This window comes from Acidovorax sp. LjRoot117 (genome assembly GCF_964252695.1).
GTDB lineage: Bacteria > Pseudomonadota > Gammaproteobacteria > Burkholderiales > Burkholderiaceae_C > Acidovorax.
In genome coordinates, this window is record NZ_CAXUPO020000001.1 from 549,707 (window position 1) to 571,290 (window position 21,584).

Consider the following 21,584-nt stretch of genomic DNA (forward strand, 5'->3'; position numbering starts at 1 on the left):
ACAGAACGCACTGCGCATGGCTTGCACGCGGATGCCGATGCACCACGCCGACGTCGACGTTGACGTCAACGCCCACGCAGCGCGCCGCCATTGACGAACTCCACCGCGACAGCAATAAGCGCCGCCACCGCCGCCCGCCATGTACCGGGCCGGGGGGCATGGACGCACACGGCACCGTGCAGCGACGGGTCTGCCAGACTACCCTGCGCCGCACTTCAACACCCGGATAATCGAGCAGATGATCAAGCTGTTTGTAGGCCTTGGAAACCCGGGCCCCGACTACGAAGCCACCCGCCACAACGCGGGCTTCTGGTGGATTGACGCCCTGGCGCGCGACCTCAAGGCCACCCTGGTGCCCGAGCGCAGCTACCACGGCCTGATGGCGCGCACCACAGTGCACGGCCAGAACGTCTGGCTGCTGCAGCCCCAGACCTTCATGAACCTGTCGGGCAAGTCCGTCGCATCGCTCGCTCGGTTCTTCAAGATCCTGCCCGAAGAGATCCTGGTCGTGCACGACGAGCTCGACATCCCGCCCGGTCAGGTCAAGCTCAAGCGCGGCGGCAGCCACGCAGGCCACAACGGCCTGCGCGACATCCACGGCCAGCTGGGCTCGCCCGACTACTGGCGCCTGCGCATCGGCATAGGGCATCCGGGCGTGAAAAGCGAAGTGGCCAACTGGGTGCTCAAGAAACCCGCACCCGACCAGCGCGTGCTGATCGAAGACAGCATCGTCCACTCGCTCAAGGCCTACCCGGCCATGCTGGCCGGCGAGATGGACAAGGCCACCTTGCTCATCCACACCACCAAGCCGCCCCGGCCCAAGCCCCCGCGGCCTGCCGATTGAGCGCGGTGCCCGTGGCGGCCATGGGTCGGCGCGATACGCCGGCGTGACGCACCACATTGGATACGCTGCGTGCACCCATCACGCACCAGATGCGCCACCGCAGAAAGCGGCGAGAAGCTGCTGCGGATGCACCGACGCGCCAGGAGACCGGATCGCTGAGCACCGGCTCGCCAGAGCGCTACTCTTTTCATAGCTGCCTGCGCTTGCTGGACAAGCGGTAGCAGCCAAAAAGATCCAAAAATCAGGGCAGCATCAAGACCACATCAGCGCCCTCAGCACCATCAGGACGACGCAGAGGCCTGCAGCCGCTGGAACTTCTGCCACAAGGTCTCGCGGGTCTCGACATGCTGGGGGCTCACCGGGATGCAGGCCACGGGGCAGACCTGCACGCACTGCGGTTCGTCAAAATGCCCCACGCATTCCGTGCACTTGTGGGGGTCGATCTCGTAGATCTCCTGCCCCAGGTAAATCGCTTGGTTGGGGCATTCGGGCTCGCACACATCGCAATTGATGCACTCGTCGGTGATCATCAGCGCCATACTGCCTCCTGCGCGCCGACGGACCCGACGCGGGGGATGACGATGGCATACAACGGCAGTGCGGTTTTCATAGCCCGTATTATCCCGTGCCGGTGGCATGTGCCTTGCATGCCACACCGCAACCCAACACCGCCGACGGGGATGTTTTTACCGTTATGCTGTGTATACACATTAATTTTGACGCGCCTGCGTAGCCACCCCTCCATCACGCTTGCCTCCCATGGGTCTGTTTTTTCTCAAGCGGTTCATCACGCTCCTGGCCACGCTGATCGGCGCCTCCATCGTCGTCTTCCTGGTGCTGGAGATCCTGCCGGGCAACGCGGCGCAGATGCTCATGGGGCCCGATGCCTCGCCCGATGCCGTGGCCGCGCTGGCCACCAAGCTCGGCCTCGACCAGCCGGCCACGCAGCGCTACTGGGAGTGGATCAGCGGCCTGGTGGTGGGCGACATGGGCAACAGCTACGCCTACAGCACGCCGGTGCTCGAGCTGGTGCTCGAACGCCTGGCCCTGACGGTGCCGCTGGCGCTGATGGCCATGGTGATCACCACCGTGCTGGCCCTCATTGCAGGCGTGTATGCGGCCTCGCGCCACAACAAGGTGGGCGACGTGGGCGTGATGGGCCTGGCGCAGATCGGTATCGCCATCCCCAACTTCTGGTTTGCCATCCTTTTGATCCTGCTGTTCTCGGTCAAGCTGCAGTGGTTCTCGGCCGGGGGCTTTCCGGGCTGGACGGACGACGCCGGCGGCGGCCCGCTCGAGGCCCTGAAGGCGCTGCTGCTGCCCGCCATCGCGCTGGCCGTGGTGCAGGCGGCCATCCTGGCGCGCATCACGCGCTCGGCCGTGCTCGAGGTGCTGCGCGAGGACTTCGTGCGCACCGCGCGCGCCAAGGGGCTGTCGCAGCGTGCCGCGCTCTGGGGCCACGTGCTGCGCAACGCCATGATCCCGGTGATCACCGTGATGGGGCTGCAGTTCGCCAACCTGCTGGCGGGCACCATCGTGGTGGAGAACGTGTTCTACCTGCCGGGCCTGGGCCGGCTGATCTTCCAGTCCATCTCCAACCGTGACCTCATCGTGGTGCGCAACTGCGTGATGCTGCTCGCCGCCATGGTGGTCATCGTCAACTTCGTCGTGGACATCCTGTACGCCGTGATCGACCCGCGCGTGAAGGCCTCCGACATCTGATCCCCCATGAGCGCCGTCATCTCCCCCTCCCCTTCCGCCACTGCAGCTCCCGGCTGGCTGCACCGCGCGCTGCGCCACCGCAGCTTCGTCATCGGCGCAGTGCTGTCGCTGCTGCTCCTACTGGCCGCAGCGCTGTCGCTGGTCTGGACGCCCTGGTCTCCCTACGAGATGGACCTGGCCTCCAAGCTCCAGCCCCCCAACGGCAAGCACTGGCTGGGCACGGATGCGTTCGGTCGCGACGTCGCATCGCTGCTGCTGGTGGGGGCGCGCAATTCCATCCTGGTGGGCGTGATCGCCGTGGGCATTGGCCTCACCATCGGCACGGCGCTGGGCCTGCTGGCCGCGGCCAAGCGGGGCTGGGTCGAAGAACTCATCATGCGGCTGGCCGACTTCACCTTCGCGTTTCCTGCCATTCTCTCGGCCATCATGATGACGGCGGTGTTCGGCGCCGGCATCGTCAACTCCATCATCGCCATCGGCATCTTCAACATCCCGACGTTTGCGCGCGTCACCCGCGCATCGGCCAATGCAGTGTGGTCGCGCGAATACATCATGGCCTCGCGCGCCTGCGGCAAGGGCGCCTGGCGCATCACCATCGAGCACGTGCTGCCCAACATTCTGTCGGTGCTGATCGTGCAGGCCACCATCCAGTTCGCCATCGCCATCCTGGCCGAGGCCGCCCTGTCGTACCTGGGCCTGGGCACGCAGCCGCCCCAGCCCTCGTGGGGCCGCATGCTCAGCGAGGCCCAGACGCTGATGTTCCAGGCGCCCCTGCTCGCCGTGTGGCCTGGTGTCGCGATTGCCATGGCGGTGCTGGGCCTGAACCTGCTGGGCGACGGCCTGCGCGACCTGCTGGATCCACGCCTGGCGAGGAAGAGATGACACCCCCTGAGTTGCTTCGCGCCTTCCCCTTCTCTCGCATTGCTACGCAATGCGGGAGGGGGACGCCCCCAGTGCGGCGGGGCGGCCCTTGCACGGGGGCACTGGTCTCGCGCATGCCTTTGCATCGGCCGCGTCCGGCACGATAGACAGCTGAAAAAAAACTCTGCGAACGATGAAGACCTGTTGCCATGCCCTTGCTTGAAGTCTCCAACCTCCGCATCCGCCTGCAGACCCACCGCGGTCCGGCCGATGCCGTGCGCGGCGTGAGCTTTTCGCTGGCGCGCGGCGAAACCCTGGGCCTGATCGGTGAATCGGGCTGCGGCAAGTCCATCACTGCCATGTCGCTCATGGGCCTGCTGCCCGACAGCGCGCAGGTCACGGGCAGCATCCGCTTCGACGGCGAAGAGCTCGTGGGCCGCACCGATGCGCAGATGTGCAAGATGCGCGGCAACCGCATCGGCATGGTGTTCCAGGAGCCCATGACGGCCCTGAACCCGGTGCACACCATCGGCCGCCAGGTGGCCGAGCCGCTGCGCCTGCACCGCGGCATGGGTGCGGCCGATGCCCGCAAGGAAGCCATTTCGCTGCTGGACCGCGTGGGCATCCCGAACGCCGCGCAGCGCTTCGATGCCTATCCGCACCAGTTCTCGGGCGGGCAGCGCCAGCGCATCACCATCGCCATGGCCCTGGCCTGCGGACCCGATCTGCTGATCGCCGACGAGCCCACCACCGCGCTCGATGTGACCATCCAGCAGCAGATCCTGGACCTCATCAGCGACCTGGTGGCCGAGCGCAACATGGCACTGATCCTCATCTCGCACGACCTGGGCGTGATCTCGCAGAACGTGGACCGCATGATGGTGATGTACGGCGGCAGCGTCGTCGAGAGCGGCTCCACGGCGTCCGTCTTCTCCGCGATGACCCATCCCTACACCCGCGGCCTGTTCGCTGCACGGCCCCACCTGGGCGCGGTGCATGCACCGGGCCAGCGCCCGCGGCTGTCCACCATTCCGGGCACGGTGCCCGAGCTGGTGGACCTGCCCGCCGGCTGCCCGTTTGCCGGCCGCTGCAGCTACACCATCGACGCCTGCCACCACGAGCAGCCGGCCCCCACACTGGTGTCCACCGATGCCGACGGCGACCATGTGGTGCGCTGCATCCGCCGCGAGGCCATTGCCGCGGCACTGAGCGCCGAGGCCGTCAAGGTCGTGGAGGTGGCCGCATGAACCACGCCATCGCTTCCTCCCCGCAAGGCACCTCCGCAGCGCTGCCCGACGGCGCACTGCTGCAGGTCCAGGACCTCGTGCGTGAATACACGCTGCCGCGCGAACATCTGTTTCGCCCACCGGGCACGGTGAAGGCGCTCAACGGCGTGAGCTTTTCGGTCGCCCCCGGGCGCAGCCTGGGCATCGTGGGCGAATCGGGCTCGGGCAAATCCACGCTCGCGCGCCTGGTGATGGCGCTGGACGCCCCGACCTCGGGCACGGTGCACCTGCTGGGCCGCAACCTGCACCAGCTGCCCACGGCCGAATTGCGCGAGGCCCGGCGCGACTTCCAGATGGTGTTCCAGGACCCGTACGGATCGCTGGACCCGCGCCAGACGGTCGAGCGCATCGTGACCGAGCCGCTGCAGGCGCAGGGCCAGACCAGCCGCGCCGAGCAGCGCGAGCAGGCCGCCCAGGTGCTGTCGCAGGTGGGCCTGCGCACCAACGACCTGGGCAAATACCCGCACGAGTTTTCGGGCGGCCAGCGCCAGCGCATCGCCATCGCCCGCGCCCTCATCACCCGCCCGCGCCTCATCGTGGCGGACGAGCCCGTGAGCGCGCTCGATGTGTCTGTGCAGGCCCAGGTGCTCAACCTCATGCAGGACCTGCAGCACGAGTTCGGCATCACCTACATGCTGATCAGCCACGACCTCGCGGTGGTCAACCACCTGTGCGACGAAGTGGTGGTGCTGTACCAGGGCCGCATCGTCGAGCGCGGCTCGCCGGCCGAACTGTTCCACAACGCGCAGCACCCCTACACGCAGTCGCTGGTGGGTGCCGTGCCGCAGGTGCAGCCCGGCCGCGCCCGCGCGCGGCGCGCGGCGGCAGCCGCACAAGCCACCGCGAAAACCGCATAACCACATGCACACGTGATGGTGTAAAAAGCTTTTGTGGGCCCTGGTAACCATTTGCACAGGGCCCGTCCTCTGGTTTTTTGTCAGGTCTTTTGTCTGGAGTATCCGAACATGCTGAACCGCCGTACCGTCCTTGCCACCGGCGCCATCGCCGCAGTGCCCCTGTCCACCCCGCTCGGCGCGCTGGCGCAGAGCCGCAAAGATGCGGTCACGCTGGCCATGACGCTGGAGCCGCCGGGCCTGGACCCGACCGCCGGCGCGGCATCTGCCATCGGCGAGATCGTCCAGTACAACATCTTCGAGACGCTCACCAAGATCAATGCCGACGGCAGCGTCTCCCCCCTGCTGGCCGAGAGCTGGGAAGTCTCGCCCGACCTCAAGACCTACACCTTCAAGCTGCGCCGCGGCGTGAAGTTCCAGAACGGCGAGCCCTTCACCGCCGCCGCCGTGAAGTTCTCGTACGACCGCGCGGGCGGCGAGAAGAGCACCAACAAGGACAAGCGCACCTTCGCCAACCTCACCACGCAGGTGGTGGACGACTTCACCGTCGTGGTGCTGAACAAGGACATCGACCCCGACCTGCTCTTCGTGCTGGGCCAGGCCACCTCCATCATCGTGGAGCCCAAGAGCGCCGACGGCAACGCCAACAAGCCCGTGGGCACCGGCCCCTACCAGCTCAACGCCTGGAACAAGGGCTCGTCCATCGTGCTGACGGCGTGGGAAGGCTTTCGCGACGCCAAGGCGCTCAAGATCAAGCGCGCCACCTTCCGCTTCATCTCCGACCCGGCCGCCCAGGTGGCCGCCCTGCTTGCGGGCGATGTGGATGCGTTCCCGCGCGTCACGCCCCGCAGCGTGCCGCAGTTCAAGTCCAACCCCCGCTTCCAGGTGGTGGTGAGTGGCTCGCGCGCCAAGACCATCCTGGCCATCAACAACGGCAAGAAACCGCTCGATGACGTGCGCGTGCGCCGCGCCATCGCCGCGGCCATCGACCGCAAGGCCGTGATCGAAGGCGCCGCCGACGGCTACGGCGCGCCCATCGGCAGCCACTACGTGCCCGGCGCTTTCGGCTATGTGGACACCACGGGCGTGAACCCGTACGACGTGGAAAAAGCCAAGAAACTGCTGGCCGAAGCGGGCGTGAAGACGCCGCTGGAGCTGACCGTCACGCTGCCGCCCACGCCGTACGCGCGCCAGGGCGGCGAAGTGATTGCCGCCCAGCTGGCCAAGATCGGCATCGTCGCCAAGCTGCAGAACGTGGAATGGGCGCAGTGGCTCAGCGGCACCTACGGCAGCAAGAACTACGACCTGACGATCATCAGCCACGTCGAGCCGTTCGACCTGGGCAACTTCGCCAAGCCCGACTACTACTGGGCCTACAACTCGCCCAAGTTCAACGACCTGTTCAACCAGATCAAGAACGCCGCCCGCCCCGCCGACCGCTCGCGCCTGCTGGGCGAGGCGCAGCGCCTGCTGGCGCAGGACTCGGTGCACGCGTTCCTGTACTCCAACCAGTGGATCACGGTGGCCAACAAGAACCTCAAGGGCCTGTGGAAAGACATGCCGGTGTTCGTGAACGACATCTCGTCGCTGTCCTGGTCTTGAGATTAAACACCCCCTGAGTCGCTTCGCGCCTTCCCCCTCTCTCGACTCGCTGCGCGAGTCGGGAGGGGGACGCCCCCGGTGCGGCGGGGCGGCCCTTGCACGGGGGCACTGGCTATGGCCGCGCCAGTTTTGTGGGCTGGGGGCGGCGCGCTGCGCAATGGACCACTAAAACGAGCGGTAGTGAATTGCTCCCAAAACAATAGCTGCTAGCGCTTTACCAGCAAGCGGTAGCAGCCTTTTTTACTTGTAGAACTCCCGACATGACTGCCTTGCACGACCTGCCCGCCCACGAACTCCTGGCCGCCTACCGCCAGCGCACACTCTCTCCGGTGGAGGTCACGCAGGCCGTGCTGGCGCACATCGAGCGCTGGGAGCCCCACATCCAGGCCACCTACCTGCTGCGGCCCGAAGCAGCCCTGGCGCAGGCCCGTGCGTCGGAAGCCCGCTGGCACAAGGGCGAGCCCCAGGGCCTGTTGGATGGCGTGCCCAGCACCATCAAGGAAAACATCGCCACGCAGGGCGACCCGACGCCCCTGGGCACCGCAGCCGTGGAACTGGTGGCCGCGTCGGCCGACGCACCACCGGCGGCACGCATGCGCGAATCCGGTGCCGTCATCGTCGCCAAGACCACCATGCCCGACTACGGCATGCTGTCTTCGGGCCTGTCGACCTTCCACCCGCTGTCGCGCAACCCCTGGGACACCACCAAGGGCCCCGGCGGCTCCAGCGCGGGTGGCGGGGCGGCGGCGGCGGCCGGCTACGGCCCGCTGCACATCGGCACCGACATCGGCGGCTCGCTGCGGCTGCCGGCCAGCTGGTGCGGCATCTTCAGCCTCAAGCCCAGCCTGGGCCGCATCCCCATCGACCCACCGTACACCGGCCGCGCCGCCGGCCCGATGACCCGCACCGTGGCCGACGCCGCGCTGATGATGCAGGTGCTCAGCCAGCCCGACGCGCGCGACAGCATGAGCCTGCCCGCGCAGGACATCGCCTGGGGCCAGTTCGACCAGCGGGCCGAGCGCACGCGCGGCCTGCAAGGCTTGAAGATCGGCCTGCTGCTGGACGCCGGATGCGGCCTGCCCGTGGAGCCTGAAGTCAAGGCCGCCATCGAGCGCGCGGCGCGCCTGATGGAGGCCGCGGGCGCCACCATCGTGCCCCTGCAGCCCTTCATGACCCAGGCCATGCTCGACGGCATGGACCACTTCTGGCGCATGCGCTCGCACATCGACCTGCAGGCCCTGCCCGCAGAGCGCCGCGACAAGGTGCTGCCGTACATCCGCACCTGGGCCGACAGCGCGGCCGGCATGAGCGGCACCGAAGTCTTCAACGCCAGCCACCAGTTCCACCTGACGCGCGTGGCCACCGTCAAAGCCTGCAGCGCGTTCGACTACGTGATCTCGCCCGTGGCGCCCATGCCCGCCTTCCAGGCCGAACTGCCCTCGCCCACCAACGACCCGCTGCGCCCGCTGGAGCACATCGGCTTCACCGTGCCGTTCAACATGTCCGAGCAGCCCGCGGCGTCGGTCAACTGCGGCTACACGTCCACCGGTCTGCCCATCGGGCTGCAGATCGCCGGTGCGCGCTTCGACGACCTGGGCGTGCTGCAGGTGGCGCACGCGTTCGAGCAGATCCGCGACCCTCAACGCCCCTGGCCGCTACCGCCAGCAGCGTAGACTGGGACTGAGAACAGGTTCTTACCCTGTGCCTCGCGCGCCGCAGTTGTTGGTACGCTCGGGGGCACAGGCGCCGGCCGTCCGGCGTGTTCTTTTTCTGCGGCCAGCGCACACCGGGGCCCCAACGCACTACGTCACCACAGCATGGACATCCTCATCATGGCGATCCTCATCGCCACCGGCACCTTCATGCTCAACGCCAAAGAGCAGCGCAAGCGCATCGTGCTGCTGGGCAGCCACCTGGCCAACTACCAGATCGAAAAGCTCATGGAGGCGCTGACCGACGGCTACCTGCGCGCACTGGGCGAAGGCACCGACGAACGCCGCGGCCAGATCTGGAGCCTGCTGAGCACCACCGAGCTGCAGCTGAGCGAGCAGTTCAACCGCTTCGCCGCCGACTTCGCCAAGATGAGCGAAGAAAGCACGCGGGTCAGCCGCCTGTCCATGGCCTTTCCGTTCGTCGAAAAAGTGCTGCCCGCCCTGACTTTCGACATGCGCAAGGCCCTGGCCATCCACGCGCGCGGTATTGCCCACGTGGTGCAGAACACCGGCCACCTGTCGCCCAAGGACCGGGCCTACATGATGACGGCCGAGCTCTTCCTCATGCAGCACACCTGCCACTGGTTCTGCAAGTCCAAGACCATCGCCACCGCCCGCATGCTGGCCCGCCACCAGACCCCGCACGAACAACTCGTCGCCTCCGTGTCGGCCGAGACGCGCAACGCCTACCTGGCCCTGATCAAGGGCGGCTGACCGCGGCGGCCGCCACCATGCTCTCACCATGCAGCCACAGCCACACACGCCCCTGACCGACAGCCTGGGCAACCCCGCCACGCTGCACGATGCGGCCAGCCTGGCGGCGCTCAATGACTTCGTGGAAGGCTTCATCGCCTGCGAAGCACGCGCGGTGAACGTGCTCGGCGCGGCGCAAGACACCAGCGCCATCGTGCAGGCCTGCTGCGCGGCGCTGCACATGTTTGCCGAGTCGGCGGACGCATCGCACAACGCACGCCCCTTCATCGACCAGGCCCTCGCCAGCGCGCCACAGGCCAGCGAGCGCGAACAGCGCTTCGTGGCCGCCGTGGCAGCGTGGGTGGACGGCGACCTTCCCCGCGCCATCGCCCTGCACGAAGAACAGGCCCGCCTGCACCCGCGCGACCTGGCTTCGCTCAAGCTCGGCCAGTACCACTTGTTCAACCGCGGCGACTCGCCCGGCATGCTGCGCATGGCCCTGCAGGCCGTGCCCGCCGCCGCCGACGTGCCCTACCTGCACGGCATGCTGGCCTTCGGCTGGGAGCAGTGCCACCTGCTGACCGAGGCCGAGGCCGCCGCACGCCACGCCGTCACCCTGTGCCGCAAGGAGCCCTGGGCCCACCACGCGCTGGCCCACGTGATGCTCACCCAGGGGCGCATCGCCGAAGGCACGGACTTCCTGGCCGGCGTGAGCGACACCTGGACGGGCCTGAACTCCTTCATGGTCACCCACAACTGGTGGCACCAGGCCCTCTTCCTGCTGGAGCAGGACCGCCATGCCGACGTGCTGGCGCTGTACGACCAGCAGGTCTGGGGCGTGGTCAAGGAATACACGCAGGACCAGATCAACGCCGTGTCGCTGCTGGCGCGGCTGGAGCTGGCGGGCGTCGATGTCGGTCCCCGCTGGAGCGATGTGGCCGACCACCTGGCCCTGCGCCTGTCCGACCACGTGCTGCCGTTTCTCGACCTGCAGTACCTCTACGGCCTGGCCCGCGCAGGCCGCACCGCACCCGCGCTCACCCTGCTGCGCAACATCGAGGCCCACGCCGCCACCCGCACCGAGGCGCACGAGCGCACCGTGTGGCAACAGGTCTGCGTGCCCGCCGCACAAGGCCTGCTCGCGCACGCCCAGGGCGACTGGGCCTCCGCGGCCCGGCAACTGGGCCTGGCCTTGCCCCGCCTGATTGAGATCGGCGGCAGCCACGCACAGCGCGACCTGTTCCACCAGATCTGGCTGGATGCGCTGCAGCGCAACGGGCAGTGGGCGGCGGTGCAGAACCTGCTGCAGCCCTTGTCGAATGCGCAGCCGGAGTCGGCGAGGCTGGCGCGGCAGGTGGGGGTGGTGAATGGGGTGTTGGGGTTGCCGGTGGGCTGAGGTGTGCGAGTCAGGCTCAGTGATCACGTCGCATTCGATCCAACACTGTTGGGCAGCACTTATCGTAAGTCTGTCGCTATCAGGTTGCTCTCGTGACGCGCCGCGAGAACAATCACAGACTGAAGCCGCCCACCCTCCAGTGCTTGCAGCAGCATCCGCGCCATCTGTTTCACCTGCGCAAGCTGGCTGGCAGCAACTGTATGTCGTTTACTGCAACGGTACGGTAGACCTTTTGGACCTTGCGCAGCAAGCGAAGGTCGAGAGTTTTCAACTGGCTTCACGCAGCGGTACGCCGCCAGCCGTCGCCAAACTGCGCTCACCTGGAGTGCGTCCTGACAGCTGCCTTGCGCGACCTGGTGTGCCAGACGGCGTGGACGCGCCTCCCGCGGGTGTTGCATATATCGTGGCGTCCAACCACGTGGATCGCAGCAATACCGATGGAAGCAAGCCCTACAGCCTGCTGACCTTTGCCGTGCCTGGCTGGACGCTGCAAGGCAAACAGGAGCTGGGGTCGTTCGACGTGCTCAACGGCACACCGCCACGCATCGCCCGCGGCGCCGGCGGGCGTATGGAGGTTTTGCCGGACGGACAAGATACAGCCGCTGCCACGCTGGCAGAGGCTGCGCAGTTCCCAGGCGGCCAGTCACTTGAATTTGTCAACCCGTTAGCTTGGTCGGCCAACAAGGTGCTGATTCAATATGCGGCCCCCCGCACCGGAGGTTCGGCGTTTGCGCTTGTTGACCGCGCGCGGAAAAGCATCGTTCGCATCGATGGGGTGCCCGGCGGCGACCCAGAACCTTCTCTCACATTGGCACCGGGCGGTCGGTATGTACTGCATACGGTTCGCCATATGATCCCCGCCGATGGTGGTCAAAAGCTGGTGGCCACTGGCGAACTCCGTCTGTACGGAGAGGACGGAAAGCTGGTGAACACCCGGACGGAAACCCGTGTGGCCGGTGCTTGGCATGCGATTACCATCGCGCCGCATGGGCTTGCCGTGTTCACCAACAGGCAGGGCGGGTACCATTTTGTTCGGCTGGGATTGACCTTTGACCCGAAGCCGGTGCTGGACCGGCTCACTGACGACATTGACGGATCGCGCCCGGGAATCATCTACACGGCCTGCTTGCACTGCAGTTCTCTTCAAGGACTCTCAATTGTCAACGACTGGAAATATTCCGGACCTTTCTTCATATCGCCTCAATGGCGAGCCAGTTCCACAGGATCTAGAAATTTTGATGGATCACGTGGGTGACCTCACACGCTTGACTGGCATGGAGATCAATTGGCAAAAGGACTGGGCCCCTTGGTCTGACACCAGCTACTTGAATGCCGAAGATCTTGCGGATCCGGATATCGTGGCCAATGTGCGCGCAATTGCAGAGGTCTGTGAACGAATCGCGTTCGTTGCGGAAAATCAGGAGGGAGAGTATTTTGGCTATTGGCGTGGGTTGGATCAGCGCTCGATTGCTGACTCGCCTGTGGTCTATCTGGACAACGAGGGCAGCTTTCATGTGTGCAGCGGCTCAAACTTGGCTGAGGCCATCGCGGGGACGTTCTACGACGTTGAAGAATTTCTGGAGATCAAGGTCTGGCTGAACTCAATAGGCATTGCTATGCAAGCGGAGTCGGAGGACGCGCTGGCAACGCCTGACTGCGAACAGACCCCGAGCGAGGTGCATCAGGGGCTATACGACCGGTATACCGCCTAACGCCACGTTTGTGCCAGGCCCGCGCTCGAGCTGCCAAGCACCAGCCACGCGAACCTCGCAAGCGACACAAGCCCCTCAGCGCACCACCAGCTTCTTCTGGTCATACACCGGCTGCGCCGGCAAGTCCGCCAGGTGCCGCACGTCCGCCCAGTCCAGCACCTCCACCACATCGCCGTCCACCCGCACGCGGTTGAGGCCCGCGTTGGGGATGTCGCTCTGGCGGGGGCCGTCGAGGCCCGTGCCGCGGGCGGTGCGCCAGATCATGTCGAGCACGCCGCCGTGGGTCACGACCATGACTTTGCGGCCCTGGTACTGCTGTGCGATGCGGCGCACGGCGTCCATCACGCGGGTGTGGAACTGGCGGGTGGTCTCGCCGCCGGGCATGCCGTAGTCGGCCTCGAAGCGCAGCCACTGGTTCCACGCATCGGCATGGTCGAGCTTGACGTCGTCCACCCGCTTGCCGTCCACGATGCCGAAGTTCTGCTCGCGCAGGCTGCTGTCGGTGAGGGTGTCGATGCGCAGTTGCGGGAACAGCACCTGCAGGGCGGGGGAGGCGGTCTCCTGCGTGCGGATGAGGTCACTGCAGACCAGGTGGTCCACCGCCAGCTTCTCGGCGGCCAGGCGGTCGGCCAGGCGGCGGGCCTGTTCGTGGCCGGTGGCGTTCAGGGGGATGTCCACGTGGCCCTGAAAGCGCAGCTCGCGGTTCCAGTCGGTTTCGCCGTGGCGGATCAGGATCAGTTCGGTCATGGCTGCATTATCGAATGCATGCACAGCAATGCCAAGAAGTTGCAGCCTACCGCTTATGCGGCGTGCGTTGTTAGCTATGCTTTTTATAACAAAGCACGGCGGGTGCGGCCACGCCCTCGGCCTCAGCGCATGGGAATGACCAGCACCTTGCGCCGGGGCTGGCAGCCGGGGCCTTCATGGGCGGCGCTGTCACGCTCCCAGCCCTGCCCGGGGGACGTCTGCGCGCACACCCGCGCGCCATCGACCAGGCTGCGCCAGTAGTACCAGGGCGCCGGCGCGGCATGCCCCGGCGCGGCGAGCAGGCTGCCGAGGGCGGTGGCGATGGCCAGTGCGGGCCAATGGCGGAGAGCGGGCATGGTGAAAGCGGGGTTCGGTGGTATGGCCAGCATGGTATGCCCCGCGGCGCGGCGCGATCGCCCGAAAAGCAGCGCGAATGCCGCATTGCCACGCGTGACCGGCACCTCACATCGCCACCCGGCCGCCCCCGCAGCCACGCCGTGACTGCCGGGGCCGGCCTCCCAGGCAGAAGGCGCTGCGCCGCGGGTGCGCCGAATCAGCACCATGGTTGCGCCCGCGACACACCTACGGGCCAAAGTGCCAAGGGCCGGACCGGGCGAATCATTAGAATCACGGCCAGCGCAGTGCCCCGAGCTTATGCAATCCGCTTCCTAACTGGTCCCCCGTTCGTGCCCTCCAGCCACCCAGTCTCTGAACTGCCGCCCACTGCGTGCGCGGACCCCTTGCAGGCACTGCGCAGTGCCACTGCCGCACAGCACGCCCGGCTCGATGCCCACCTCGCCATTGGCCGACCCGATGCATCGCTGGAAGACTACAAGGCGCATGCCCGTGCACTGGCCGCGTGGCTACAGGCGCTGTGGCCTCATCTGCAGATGCTTCAAGCGACGATACCGGGCTTTGTTTTCATGCCAGCCCCCCGATTGGCTGCCCTGGAATCCGATCTGCAAGACATCCCGCCACTGACCACCACTGCCACCGGCACGCCCGGAAGCTGGCCGCTGCCCAGCGCTGCCGCGGGGCAGCTTGCGGCGCAGGCCCTGGCCCGCCACCCGGCACAGCCGCACGCGGTGCGGTGGGGGTTCGCCTATGTGGTGGAGGGCTCCCAGCTGGGTGGACAGGTGCTGTACCGGCAGCTGTCGCCACGGTTGGCGCCGCACCCCCTGCGTTATCTGCATGGCGACGGTGCCGCCACCGGGGCGCGCTGGAAGCTGTTCATCTCGCTGCTGCGCCAGCACGTGACACCATCACCCGCCGCCCTGGAGGCTGCGTGCCTTGGGGCCACCGCAGCCTTTGCCGGGCTGCAAAGCCATTTTCCGGCCCCTGAAGGACTGCCGCAATGAATCCAGAAGCATCCGCCGGCGGCGGCGCCGACGCGGCACGCCCGACGCTGGAAAACTGCGACCGCGAGCCCATCCACATCCCGGGCTCGATCCAGTCCCACGGCGCCCTGATCGCCGTCGACAAGGCGGGCACGGTGCGCCATGCCAGCACCAACGTGGCAGCCATGCTGGGCTGCGCCATAGCCCCGGGACAGGCACTGCGCGACACGCCGCTGATCGCCCGCCACGCGCTGTTGCGCGACCTGCTCGACGAGGGCCTGGCCACGCTGGCGGGCACGGGCGAGCTTCCGATGCCTTCCGAGCTGGAGGCCGAAGGCCGCAGCTTCGACGTGGTGCTGCACCAGTCGCAGGAGCTGCTGGTGCTGGAGTTCGAGGCACGCCAGGAGTCCGCCGATGCACTGGCTGGCTTTGCGATGCAGGCCCACCGCGCCATGGAGAAGCTGCGCCGCCCGCGCCCTGCCATCAACGACCTGCTGCAGCTGGCAACGCAGGAGATCAAGACCCTGACAGGGTTCGACCGCGTCATGGCCTACCGCTTTCGCCAGGACAGCAGCGGCGATGTGGTGGCCGAGTCGCGTGCGGATTTTCTGGATGCCTATCTGGGCCGGCGCTACCCGGCCAGCGACATCCCGGCGCAGGCCCGGGCGCTGTACGTGGCCAACACCTTGCGCCTCATTGCCGATGTGCGGGCCACGCCGGTGCCGCTGGTGCCGGTCGGCGGCGCGCCGCTGGACCTGAGCGCCAGCATCCTGCGCAGCGTGTCGCCCATCCACATCGAGTACCTGACCAATATGGGCGTGGGTGCGTCGATGAGCATCTCCATCGTCATCAACAACCGGCTGTGGGGGCTTCTGGCCTGCCACCACATGGGCCCGCGCCAGGTGCCCTACAGCGTGCGCATGGCCTGCGACGTGATGGCACAGGTGCTGGGCGCCAATATACAGGCCGCCCTGGCGCGCAAGGAGGCCGCGCGCCAGCAGAAGGTGACCGAGCTGCGCATGCGGGTGATGGAGCAGGTGCTGCACTCCGATGACGAGTTCACAGCCCTGTGCTCGCACGCCGGCGTGCTCGCCTGCTCGATGAGCGCCGACGCCATCATCGTGTCGGAACACAGCAAGCTGTGCACCGAAGGCGGCGTGACCGACGCCGCTGCCAAGGTCCTTCTGCAGTGGCTCGATGCCACGCAAGGCGGCAGCGGCATCTACAACACACATGCACTGCCCCTGGACGCACCCGAGATCGGCCTGCAGCTGGCCCCGTGGTGCGGCGCCCTGGCCCTGCCGCTGGACCGTACCCGGGGCAGCTGGCTGGTGTTTCTGCGCAAGGAGCAGATCGAGACCATCAACTGGGGCGGCAAGCCTGAAAAGGAAGTGCGTGCCGGCCCGCTGGGCCCGCGCCTCACTCCCCGCGGCTCGTTCGACCTGTGGAAGGAAATCGTGCGCTCCAAGTCCGAGCCCTGGACGGCGGACGAACTCGACACCGCCCGCCAGCTGCTGGCCGAGCTGGTGCGCGCCCAGACCACCCGCCATGCCGAGCTGAACGACGCGCGCGCGCACCTGATGGCGGTGCTGGGCCACGACCTGCGCGACCCGCTGCACTCCATCAGCATGGCCGCGCGGGTGCTGGAGAAGAACAACGCCGCGGACGGCAACACCGGCCGGATCGGCCAGCGCATCCAGTCGTCCAGCAACCGCATGCAGCGCCTGGTGAGCCAGGTGATGGACATGTCCCGCCTGCAAAGCAGGCTGGGCCTGAACCTGCAGCTCAAAACCGTCGACGTGGTGCAACTGCTCGCCGATCTGGTGGACGAGGCGCGCACCGCCCACCCCGGCACGCAGATCGAGATCCACCTGCCCGAGCGCCTGGACGCACAGGCCGACCCCGACCGCATTGCGCAGGTGGTCTCCAACCTCATCAGCAACGCCCGCCACCACGGGGATGCGGGCCAGCCCATCCATGTGCACGCACGGGGCGCGCAAAGCGGCGTGGTCATCGAGGTGCGCAATGTGGCGCCGCCCATCGACCCGGCGGTGGCCGCCAACCTGTTCACTCCCTTCAAGTCCTCGTCCGTGGGCAACGAGCGCAACCGCTCCGGCCTGGGCCTGGGCCTGTACATCGCCCACCAGATCGCGCAAGGCCATGGGGGTACCATTGTGTATACGCACCAGCCGCCGCACGTGGTGTTCACGGTGCACCTGCCGCAGACGGACGCTGCCGGCGCAGCCCCGGTCAGCGCCACCTCCTGATATTCCACCCGCTCCAGACAGCCATGCCGCTCGATATCCTCCTCGTTGACGACAACCTCGATGCCACGGAGCTGCTGCAAGAGCTGCTCACGATGGAAGGCCATGCGATCCGCACGGCAGCCACGGCCGCACAGGCACTGGCCCTGGCGCGCGAGAAGCCGGCGCAGATTTTCCTGGTGGACCAGAACCTCCCGGACATGCAGGGCTCCGAACTGCTCCCGTTGCTGCGGGCCACGGTGGCTGACCACGGTGCAGGCCGGTGTTTTGCGATCGCCATCACCGGCATGGCATCGGGCGTCAGCGTGGGTACGGAGACAGGGCAGTTCGACTTCATCCTGGGCAAGCCACTCGATTTCGACGCCTTCGACAACGTGCTCGCCCAGTGCGCCGCAGCGCTGCAGCCGCCCGCCGCCTGATCCTCACTGACAGTTCCGACACACCCCATACCCCCACCCGCTTTGGCCACCAAAAAACGTCTCCCTTCCGCACCGGGCCCGTCTTCCGACGCGCTGACCGATGCCGGCCTGCAGCACGCCATCCTGATGCGCGCCATCCCGGTGCTGCGCCACGACGTGGCCGGCCCGCTGTCGGTGATGCGCATGGGCACCATGCTGCTCAAGCGCCGCCTGGCCAAGGGCGACATGACGCCCGAGCAGGCGGTGGAGCGCGTGGAGCAGATCGAGGAACAGCTGGGCGAGATCGCCCACCACATCCGCCGCCTGCGGCTGTGGGACCTGCAGATCAACGACCGCCACACGGTGCGCGCCCTGATGGACGAAGCCATCGAGCTGGCCCGCCCCGCGCTGATGGTCAGCGGTACCGAGATGGAGCCGCTGCCTGCGGACCTGCCGGGCTGGGACGACGTCACCCAGGTGCCCCACACCCTGCTGTACGTGGTGCTGGGCGCCATCTACCACCTGGCGGAACAATCGAGCCCGGTGCCCGCCCAGATCACCGTGGCGCCTGCCGGCCCCTTCAGCGTGCGTGTGCAGGCCCGGGGCGCATCCACCGCCACGCGGCTGATGGACGCGGATACCGCGGCGCGTTCGGCCGGCCTGGCACAGCCCCCGGCTCTGGACCTGGCCGCGCTGCTGCAACTGGCGCAACCTCTGGGCGTGCAGGTGCAGGCCAGCGGGTCTGAAGTGACCGTCACGCTGCCGGGCGGCTGAGGCGCACGGCCTCGCCCCTCGGCCCTGCCGATGTGGCGCCGCGACTCAGCCTGCCGCGGGCACGGCAGGCGGCGTCACGATCCAACCCTCCAGCGCATCCAGCCCCGCAGGCAGGCCGTAGAGCGCATCGCCCTCGGCATGGCGCTGCTGGGCCCACGCGGCCTGCACCAGGCACAGCACGGCGTCCAGGCTGTCGCCGCTGGCATCATCCACCAGGGCATCGCGCTGCGCGTGGCTGAGCTTCAGGCGCAGGCCCAGCCGGGTCTGGCCGATCTCCAGCGCGTTCACCAGGTCCTTGCGGGCGATGAGCCGGTCGGGCGTTTGCTTGGTGCGGTCGTCGCTCTTGTAGCTGCGCCGCTGCAGCACCTCGCGCGCGAGCAGGCCGGGGTAGGCCTCCAGCGCCACGCGTGACGGGTCGCCCGCGTGCAGGCCGGGCAGGTGCACACCGGCATCGATCAGCAGCGGCACGCCCGCGTGCAGCATGTAGGCCACGGGCGGGTTCACCCATTTCATCGACGGGCTGGAGCCTGCAGGCCCATCGGTGGCGCGGTGCGCAAACTTGCCGCCCACGGGGCGCGCATCGCAGAACGCCGCGAACTGCGTGCGGATCTGCTCGCGGTCCAGGCTGCGGTAGTGCTGCATGCAGGCAAGCCAGTCGGTGGGCCAGCCTAAGGTCTCCACCAGCTCGCGCGGCAGGCCGAAAGGCAGGTCGAAGCCGCCGACCCAACCGCCCGGCGATGCGTCCTGAGAGCCGTTCTGAGACCCGGTGCCCGGCTGCGCAAGCCATTGGCCGAACGCCGACAGTGTGTCGAAGCGCTCCAGCGCTTGCAGCTGCACCCGCGCTCCCTGGCGCTGCCCGAGGGCCAGCACGATGGGCTTGCGGCGGCTGGGGCTGCTGGAAAAATCGCAGCCCAGCAGCATCGGAGCGGTGACGTCTGGCGCCATGGGCCTACCCCAGCGCCAGGGCCGTCACCCCGGCTGCAATGCACAGCGCGCCGCAAATGCGCGCCGCCCGGTCGCCCTCACCCAGCAGATGCCCGCCGATGAGGGCGGCGAACAGCATGGACACTTCGCGCGCCGGCGCCACGTGGGACATGGGCGCCTCGCGCATGGCGTACAGCACCAGCACATAGGCCACGGGGCTCACCACCGCCACCAGCAGCGCAAAGCGCCACTGCGCAAGCCACAGCGTGCGGGCGGTGCGCACATCGCGCAGCACCACCGGCGCGAGCAAACCCACGCGCACGAAGTTGCCCATGTAGTCGACGAGGATGGGGGACATCAGCAGTATCTTGACCGCATAGCCGTCCACCACCGTGTAGCTGGCGATGAAGGCCCCGGTGAGCAGCCCGTAGGCAATGCCCTTGTGCACGCGTTCGCGCGCCGCGGGGTCGTGCGCCGCGCGCAGCAGGCCCGGGCCGCCCGCGATGAGGAACACGCCCCCCACCACGCCCAGGATGCCCACGGCACCCAGCGCGGAGATGCGCTCGCCCAGCACCGTGATGGCCACCAGCGAGGACAGCAGCGGCCCCGAGCCACGCGCGAGCGGGTAGACCACCGTGAGGTCGGCCACGCGGTAGCCCCGCAGCAGGATCACGTAGTACGCCACGTGCAGCAGCCCGCTGGCCACCACGAAGCCCCACTCCACCGCGCCCCACAGCGGCACCACTTCGCGCCCCAGCCACCAGCCCAGCGGCGCCCAGAAGACCATCATGATCGCCGAGGTGAAGAACGCAAACCGCGCATCGCCCCCCGCCTTCTTGGCGGCGATGTTCCAGCACGCATGGATGAGGCCGGCGAGGATGATGAGGGCGAAGGCGGTGAGGGTCACGGGTCAGAGGGAGCGAGGGACATGAATGCAAAAAGCCGCAGCACCGTCTGGAACTGCGGCCGTGTGGCGCGCGAACAGTCAGTCAGGAGAAGTGCCATGCCACCCGCACGGCGCATGCAACTGGCGCTGTCCCAGCCAGCAGCCACCGTGCAAGGGCCGCCCCGCCGCACTGGTGGCGTCCCCCTGCCCGCATTGCGCAGCAATGCGAGAGCGGGGGGAAGGCGCGCAGCGACTCAGGGGTGTGTTCCTAAGCTCTGCCGATGATCGAAGCGGTCGCCATCAGCTCTTCGAGCAGCGCGAACGACACCTTGCCCGACACCGCATACGGGTCGAGTTCGGGCTTTTCGGAGTACTTGAGCAGGATCGAATGGTTGATCTTGGACAGGTTCACCTGCCCCATGGTCCAGCCGCCGAAGCGGCGCTCGGCGATCTCTTCGTAGTGCAGCAGCTCCACGTTCTTGTGGCGCGCGTCCTTCTGGATGTGGCCGTACAGGTCGCTCACCGCGGAGCGCCCGCCTTCGATGGCCTGCAGGAACACACCGCCGCCGTAGCACAGCACGCCGGTGATTCCGCAGCCCGGGTTGTGCTGGCGCGATTGCGTGAGGATGGCTTCGATGGCTGCGGGAGAGGTGTCCACAGCGCGGCTGGCGTAGAGCAGGCGTACGAGCATGGGTCAGTTCTTTCCGGGGATGAGGGAGAGGAATTCGCGGCGCAGCGCCGGGTCCTTGAGGAACACGCCACGCATCACCGAGTTGATCATCTTGCTGTCCATCTCGCGCACGCCGCGCCAGGACATGCAGAAGTGGCTGGCCTCCATCACGATGGCCAGGCCGTCGGGCTGCGTCTTTTCCATGATCAGGTCGGCCAGCTGCACCACGGCTTCTTCCTGGATCTGGGGGCGGCCCATGACCCAGTCGACCAGGCGCGCGTATTTGGACAGGCCGATCACGTTGGTGTGCTCGTTGGGCATCACGCCGATCCAGATCTTGCCGATGACCGGGCAGAAGTGGTGGCTGCACGCGCTGCGCACGGTGATGGGGCCGACGATCATCAGCTCGTTCAGGTGCTCGGCGTTGGGAAACTCGGTGATGGGCGGCTGCGCCACGTAGCGGCCCTTGAACACCTCGTTCAGGTACATCTTGGCCACGCGCCGCGCGGTGTTGTTGGTGTTGTGGTCGCCGTCGGTGTTGATCACCAGGCTGTCGAGCACGCCCTGCATCTTGGTCTCGACCTCGTCGAGCAGCTTCTCCAGCTCGCCGGGCTCGATGAACTCGGAGATGTTGTCGTTGGCATGAAAGCGCTTGCGGGCCGCCGCGAGGCGCTCCCGGATCTTGACGGAAACAGGCGTGCCTTCATCCGGCGGGGTGGGCGTCATATCGGCGGCAGTGGGGCTGGACATGGCCAGAATCGTAACAGCGAATGACACGCCGCTCATTTCAAGGGTTTTTGGCCTCTACCGCTTGATAGGCAAGCGCTAGCAGCTATTAATTTTATAGCAATCCAAATGAACAGGTCCTGACCGCCTACTGCGCGTCGCCTTCCCCGCACGCT

Annotated in this window: 22 protein-coding genes; 15 read left to right on the forward strand and 7 right to left on the reverse strand. The window is 67.4% G+C overall.

All coding sequences use genetic code 11. From position 1 onward, the window contains the following. The first annotated feature begins 238 nt into the window (after positions 1-238). Positions 239-844 carry an aminoacyl-tRNA hydrolase gene (pth, locus tag ACSQ3D_RS02655; RefSeq protein WP_396503570.1) on the forward strand — a complete coding sequence of 202 codons (606 nt, stop codon included), beginning with the start codon at positions 239-241 and terminating at the stop codon, positions 842-844. Positions 845-1,125: 281 nt separating this feature from the next. Here the strand turns inward: pth and ACSQ3D_RS02660 are convergent, their stop codons facing one another. Further along, complete coding sequence (locus ACSQ3D_RS02660) at positions 1,126-1,383, reverse strand: YfhL family 4Fe-4S dicluster ferredoxin (protein WP_056415631.1); 258 nt, start codon at positions 1,381-1,383, stop codon at positions 1,126-1,128. A 220-nt stretch (positions 1,384-1,603) separates the two neighbouring features. On the opposite strand from ACSQ3D_RS02660, the gene ACSQ3D_RS02665 reads away from it, so the two are divergent. The 10 genes from ACSQ3D_RS02665 to ACSQ3D_RS02710 all read left to right on the forward strand — a co-directional run bounded on the left by ACSQ3D_RS02665 (position 1,604) and on the right by ACSQ3D_RS02710 (position 12,682). Then, positions 1,604-2,566, forward strand: a complete 963-nt coding sequence (locus ACSQ3D_RS02665) for an ABC transporter permease (protein ID WP_436125855.1) — start codon at positions 1,604-1,606, stop codon at positions 2,564-2,566. A 6-nt stretch (positions 2,567-2,572) separates the two neighbouring features. Further along, on the forward strand, positions 2,573-3,448 hold the full coding sequence (locus tag ACSQ3D_RS02670; protein ID WP_436125856.1) for an ABC transporter permease: 876 nt from the start codon (positions 2,573-2,575) through the stop codon (positions 3,446-3,448). Positions 3,449-3,636: 188 nt separating this feature from the next. Further along, a complete protein-coding gene (locus ACSQ3D_RS02675) occupies positions 3,637-4,674 on the forward strand; it encodes an ABC transporter ATP-binding protein (RefSeq protein WP_396503567.1) in 1,038 nt (345 codons plus the stop codon). Further along, positions 4,671-5,570 (forward strand): ATP-binding cassette domain-containing protein, encoded by a 900-nt coding sequence (locus ACSQ3D_RS02680; protein ID WP_436125857.1) that lies wholly within the window; start codon positions 4,671-4,673, stop codon positions 5,568-5,570. The genes ACSQ3D_RS02675 and ACSQ3D_RS02680 overlap by 4 nt, the downstream gene beginning before the upstream one ends. A gap of 108 nt (positions 5,571-5,678) precedes the next feature. Then, positions 5,679-7,169, forward strand: coding sequence for an ABC transporter substrate-binding protein (locus ACSQ3D_RS02685; RefSeq protein WP_436125858.1), 1,491 nt, complete (start codon positions 5,679-5,681; stop codon positions 7,167-7,169). 260 nt (positions 7,170-7,429) lie between these two features. Continuing rightward, a complete protein-coding gene (locus tag ACSQ3D_RS02690; protein WP_436125859.1) occupies positions 7,430-8,842 on the forward strand; it encodes an amidase in 1,413 nt (470 codons plus the stop codon). 144 nt (positions 8,843-8,986) lie between these two features. After that, entirely contained in the window at positions 8,987-9,595 is a 609-nt protein-coding gene (locus ACSQ3D_RS02695; protein WP_056161365.1) for a hypothetical protein, read from the forward strand. Between the two features lie 28 nt (positions 9,596-9,623). Further along, positions 9,624-10,970, forward strand: a complete 1,347-nt coding sequence (locus ACSQ3D_RS02700) for a tetratricopeptide repeat protein (protein WP_436125860.1) — start codon at positions 9,624-9,626, stop codon at positions 10,968-10,970. A gap of 139 nt (positions 10,971-11,109) precedes the next feature. Continuing rightward, complete coding sequence (locus tag ACSQ3D_RS02705; protein ID WP_436125861.1) at positions 11,110-12,225, forward strand: hypothetical protein; 1,116 nt, start codon at positions 11,110-11,112, stop codon at positions 12,223-12,225. A gap of 19 nt (positions 12,226-12,244) precedes the next feature. Next, positions 12,245-12,682 (forward strand): hypothetical protein, encoded by a 438-nt coding sequence (locus tag ACSQ3D_RS02710; protein ID WP_436125862.1) that lies wholly within the window; start codon positions 12,245-12,247, stop codon positions 12,680-12,682. A 75-nt stretch (positions 12,683-12,757) separates the two neighbouring features. Here the strand turns inward: ACSQ3D_RS02710 and ACSQ3D_RS02715 are convergent, their stop codons facing one another. Both ACSQ3D_RS02715 and ACSQ3D_RS02720 read right to left on the reverse strand, forming a co-directional pair. Next, complete coding sequence (locus ACSQ3D_RS02715) at positions 12,758-13,429, reverse strand: histidine phosphatase family protein (protein ID WP_056415599.1); 672 nt, start codon at positions 13,427-13,429, stop codon at positions 12,758-12,760. Between the two features lie 122 nt (positions 13,430-13,551). Then, positions 13,552-13,785, reverse strand: coding sequence for a hypothetical protein (locus ACSQ3D_RS02720; protein ID WP_436125863.1), 234 nt, complete (start codon positions 13,783-13,785; stop codon positions 13,552-13,554). A 330-nt stretch (positions 13,786-14,115) separates the two neighbouring features. Between ACSQ3D_RS02720 and ACSQ3D_RS02725 the strand changes: the two genes are divergently transcribed. Genes ACSQ3D_RS02725 through ACSQ3D_RS02740 form a run of 4 tightly spaced genes read left to right on the forward strand, consistent with a single transcriptional unit; the run spans position 14,116 to position 18,202 of the window. After that, positions 14,116-14,787: a biliverdin-producing heme oxygenase gene (locus ACSQ3D_RS02725; RefSeq protein ID WP_396503561.1), complete on the forward strand. Its 672-nt coding sequence runs from the start codon at positions 14,116-14,118 to the stop codon at positions 14,785-14,787. Continuing rightward, positions 14,784-17,033 (forward strand): ATP-binding protein, encoded by a 2,250-nt coding sequence (locus tag ACSQ3D_RS02730; RefSeq protein ID WP_436125864.1) that lies wholly within the window; start codon positions 14,784-14,786, stop codon positions 17,031-17,033. The genes ACSQ3D_RS02725 and ACSQ3D_RS02730 overlap by 4 nt, the downstream gene beginning before the upstream one ends. 23 nt (positions 17,034-17,056) lie before the next feature. Further along, complete coding sequence (locus tag ACSQ3D_RS02735; protein WP_056161351.1) at positions 17,057-17,449, forward strand: response regulator; 393 nt, start codon at positions 17,057-17,059, stop codon at positions 17,447-17,449. Positions 17,450-17,491: 42 nt separating this feature from the next. Next, positions 17,492-18,202, forward strand: coding sequence for a hypothetical protein (locus tag ACSQ3D_RS02740; protein ID WP_436125865.1), 711 nt, complete (start codon positions 17,492-17,494; stop codon positions 18,200-18,202). A gap of 45 nt (positions 18,203-18,247) precedes the next feature. On the opposite strand, the gene ACSQ3D_RS02745 is transcribed toward ACSQ3D_RS02740, so the two are convergent. The 4 genes from ACSQ3D_RS02745 to folE form a co-directional block, all read right to left on the reverse strand. Then, complete coding sequence (locus ACSQ3D_RS02745; protein WP_436125866.1) at positions 18,248-19,147, reverse strand: DUF429 domain-containing protein; 900 nt, start codon at positions 19,145-19,147, stop codon at positions 18,248-18,250. A gap of 4 nt (positions 19,148-19,151) precedes the next feature. Beyond that, entirely contained in the window at positions 19,152-20,033 is an 882-nt protein-coding gene (locus ACSQ3D_RS02750; RefSeq protein ID WP_436125867.1) for an EamA family transporter, read from the reverse strand. A gap of 247 nt (positions 20,034-20,280) precedes the next feature. Then, positions 20,281-20,703, reverse strand: a complete 423-nt coding sequence (locus ACSQ3D_RS02755) for a BLUF domain-containing protein (protein ID WP_056161345.1) — start codon at positions 20,701-20,703, stop codon at positions 20,281-20,283. Between the two features lie 3 nt (positions 20,704-20,706). Next, complete coding sequence (folE, locus tag ACSQ3D_RS02760; protein WP_056415581.1) at positions 20,707-21,432, reverse strand: GTP cyclohydrolase I; 726 nt, start codon at positions 21,430-21,432, stop codon at positions 20,707-20,709. Positions 21,433-21,584: the final 152 nt, after the last annotated feature.

Bases quoted from the DNA above. Each gene is read 5' to 3' on its own strand.
- ACSQ3D_RS02735 (WP_056161351.1), top strand. From the start codon at position 17,057: ATGCCGCTCGATATCCTCCTCGTTGACGACAACCTCGATGCCACGGAG.
- ACSQ3D_RS02690 (WP_436125859.1), top strand. From the start codon at position 7,430: ATGACTGCCTTGCACGACCTGCCCGCCCACGAACTCCTGGCCGCCTAC.
- pth (WP_396503570.1), top strand. From the start codon at position 239: ATGATCAAGCTGTTTGTAGGCCTTGGAAACCCGGGCCCCGACTACGAA.
- ACSQ3D_RS02710 (WP_436125862.1), top strand. From the start codon at position 12,245: ATGGAGATCAATTGGCAAAAGGACTGGGCCCCTTGGTCTGACACCAGC.
- ACSQ3D_RS02665 (WP_436125855.1), top strand. From the start codon at position 1,604: ATGGGTCTGTTTTTTCTCAAGCGGTTCATCACGCTCCTGGCCACGCTG.
- ACSQ3D_RS02730 (WP_436125864.1), top strand. From the start codon at position 14,784: ATGAATCCAGAAGCATCCGCCGGCGGCGGCGCCGACGCGGCACGCCCG.
- ACSQ3D_RS02660 (WP_056415631.1), bottom strand. From the start codon at position 1,383: ATGGCGCTGATGATCACCGACGAGTGCATCAATTGCGATGTGTGCGAG.
- ACSQ3D_RS02700 (WP_436125860.1), top strand. From the start codon at position 9,624: ATGCAGCCACAGCCACACACGCCCCTGACCGACAGCCTGGGCAACCCC.
- ACSQ3D_RS02745 (WP_436125866.1), bottom strand. From the start codon at position 19,147: ATGGCGCCAGACGTCACCGCTCCGATGCTGCTGGGCTGCGATTTTTCC.
- ACSQ3D_RS02685 (WP_436125858.1), top strand. From the start codon at position 5,679: ATGCTGAACCGCCGTACCGTCCTTGCCACCGGCGCCATCGCCGCAGTG.
- ACSQ3D_RS02670 (WP_436125856.1), top strand. From the start codon at position 2,573: ATGAGCGCCGTCATCTCCCCCTCCCCTTCCGCCACTGCAGCTCCCGGC.
- ACSQ3D_RS02680 (WP_436125857.1), top strand. From the start codon at position 4,671: ATGAACCACGCCATCGCTTCCTCCCCGCAAGGCACCTCCGCAGCGCTG.
- ACSQ3D_RS02720 (WP_436125863.1), bottom strand. From the start codon at position 13,785: ATGCCCGCTCTCCGCCATTGGCCCGCACTGGCCATCGCCACCGCCCTC.
- ACSQ3D_RS02695 (WP_056161365.1), top strand. From the start codon at position 8,987: ATGGACATCCTCATCATGGCGATCCTCATCGCCACCGGCACCTTCATG.
- ACSQ3D_RS02715 (WP_056415599.1), bottom strand. From the start codon at position 13,429: ATGACCGAACTGATCCTGATCCGCCACGGCGAAACCGACTGGAACCGC.
- folE (WP_056415581.1), bottom strand. From the start codon at position 21,432: ATGTCCAGCCCCACTGCCGCCGATATGACGCCCACCCCGCCGGATGAA.
- ACSQ3D_RS02675 (WP_396503567.1), top strand. From the start codon at position 3,637: ATGCCCTTGCTTGAAGTCTCCAACCTCCGCATCCGCCTGCAGACCCAC.
- ACSQ3D_RS02755 (WP_056161345.1), bottom strand. From the start codon at position 20,703: ATGCTCGTACGCCTGCTCTACGCCAGCCGCGCTGTGGACACCTCTCCC.